The sequence below is a fragment of the Photobacterium damselae genome (genome assembly GCF_003026815.1).
Lineage (GTDB): Bacteria > Pseudomonadota > Gammaproteobacteria > Enterobacterales > Vibrionaceae > Photobacterium > Photobacterium damselae.
The window spans coordinates 1-2,304 of the sequence record NZ_PYOG01000079.1; the positions used below are offsets into that span (position 1 = coordinate 1).

Annotated in this window: 3 protein-coding genes; 2 read left to right on the forward strand and 1 reads right to left on the reverse strand. The window is 45.7% G+C overall.

Annotated elements, in window-relative coordinates; all coding sequences use genetic code 11:
• Positions 1-1,568, forward strand: a 1,568-nt coding sequence (traD, locus tag CTN07_RS22250; protein WP_107183769.1) for a type IV conjugative transfer system coupling protein TraD, incomplete at its 5' end; no start/stop codon positions are given.
• 75 nt (positions 1,569-1,643) lie between these two features.
• Here the strand turns inward: traD and CTN07_RS22920 are convergent.
• Complete coding sequence (locus tag CTN07_RS22920) at positions 1,644-1,787, reverse strand: Hok/Gef family protein (protein ID WP_170107353.1); 144 nt, start codon at positions 1,785-1,787, stop codon at positions 1,644-1,646.
• A gap of 300 nt (positions 1,788-2,087) precedes the next feature.
• Between CTN07_RS22920 and CTN07_RS22255 the strand changes: the two genes are divergently transcribed.
• On the forward strand, positions 2,088-2,304 hold a 217-nt coding region (locus tag CTN07_RS22255), incomplete at its 3' end, for a hypothetical protein (protein WP_146154907.1).

Sequence of the window (2,304 nt, forward strand, 5' to 3'; positions counted from 1 at the left end):
TCTCTTTTAGTGGTTCAACAGGTACAGGTAAATCGGTCGCAATTCGTAAGCTCTTACGTGAAATCCGCGCCCGTGGTGACAAGGCCATCATCTACGACAAAGGCTGCACCTTTGTTTCTCGCTTCTATGATGAGCACAAAGACTACATTTTAAACCCGTTTGATGAGCGGTCGGTGGATTGGAAAATCTGGTACGACGCACAAGAGTTCTCCGACTTTGAAAGCTTATCAACCGCCTTAATTGCTGATTCAGGCCATGGCGACCCATTTTGGATTGAATCAGCGCGAACCCTGTTTACCAATACCGCCTATCAAATGACTCAAGATGGCAAACCGCTAACCAACGAGCGCTTATTGGATTACATATTAAAAACACCGACATCGGTACTGCGTGAGTTCTTAAAAGGCACCATGGCCTCTGCCATTACCGATGAAAAAGCCGATAAGATTGCCATTTCGGTTAAATCTATCTTAGCCGCTTACATCAAATCCCTTCGCTACTTAGAAGGATTGGATCAACAAGACAAAAACGGCAAACGCCGCAAGGCGTTCTCAGTTCGAGATTGGGTATTGGACGATAACGAAAAAGGCTTTTTGTTCTTAACCTCCAACGCGCAGCAACACGTTTCGCTACGCCCTTTGATCTCCATGTGGCTCTCGACCGCATCAACGGCCATCTTAGGCTTAGATGAAAGCACCACCCGCCGCATTTGGGTGATCACCGATGAGTTACCCAGCTTACATCGCCTACCTGATTTGGCCTCCACGCTGGCCGAAGTTCGTAAACACGGTGGATGCTATTTGGTTGGGTTCCAGTCATTTGCTCAGTTCGTCAAAATCTATGGCCGTGACGCTGCAGAGGAAATGTACGATCTCCTAAATACCCGCTTTTACTTTCGTAACCCGTCCGCACCACAGGCCGAGAAATCGAGTAAGGATTTAGGCGAGCAAGAGATCGAGATCTCCAAAGAGCAGTACAGCTATGGTGCTAACAGTGTTCGTGATGGTATTTCACTCGGCCACCAAACCATCACCCGCCCTGCGGTGATGACCTCAGAGATCATGGCATTAGATGATCTGCAGTGTTGGTATCGCACCTTCGGCGGCTACCCAATCACTCGAATTAACTTTAAGTTTGATGATATGGCCTCCGTCGCGGTGCCATTCATAAAGCGTGTTTACGATTCCAGTGACACCATGAAGCGCATTGATGGTGAGTTAGCTCATTATCAAATGGGAGCGCTACTGGCTCTGCCGGATGAAGACAAGCAAGTTTTGCTCAATATCCACAAAGCACGGCATAACAATGAACAAGGAGATTGTGACCAAAGCAGTTATGACAATGAGTGTGAGCAAATGAAGGAAACCGTGAAAGAGAACAATGAGCGTATAGAGAAAGAACAACCGGAAAAGGAAAAATCTCGCAACGATGATCAAGACATCGAAAAGCAGAAAATGAAGGAAGAGCAAGAGCTTAAACGCCAAATGAGTGCTGACGATCAAACCGAGCAAGCATTTAGAGAAACAGAGGAAACGATGATTAACAACGACATGACGCCTTTCGATTAAGAAGTACGGGTGCTTGAAGATACATACAGCCACAATCCAAAAGGTTAGGGCTTTCGCCCTAACCTCTAGGCTCCATCAAGATTCGTAGGCAAGTACAGCCTTAAAGGTTAACCCAAGCCCTCCTATCTCAACGCTGCATAATGAGCGATTAAAGATCCCAAGGACAATGACGGTAATAACGATTACCGCCGCGGTGATAAAGATAACCTTTTTAGGCATTGTATTGCCTCCTTTCAAGAAAGAGACTACTATCTGTATTGTCTATGTACATCTAGTGAGCCTCGTTTGAATTTATAGTTCATTCGGGGCTTTCTACTATCTGTCTTTTGCAAAATGCTTGAGACAGACAGCCTCAAGCACCCGCCGCTATTCTACTCAGATTTATCCCCATCAAACAATGCTTATTTAATTTAACCACCGAGGTTAACCATGCCTTTTGATGTACTTTTTGTGCTGATTGCAGTGATCGCTGCATTTTTCTCTCTCTTTGTTTACCCTCACGACTAAACAGGACATGTTATGTTATCGTTAAGTTCACTACGCGGCGGCGCTTCGGGTGCCAGTAAGTATTACCTTGAAGAAGAAAAACAACTTCACTTAAACCAACCACAATTTACCCTCAAAACTGACACTCAACCCACCAAAGACTCCCCTCTTCCCCCTACCGATAACCCAACAGCCAACTACTATCTTGCTGAGCAAAGCGGCACGAAAAAAACAACACAGTGGTATGGCA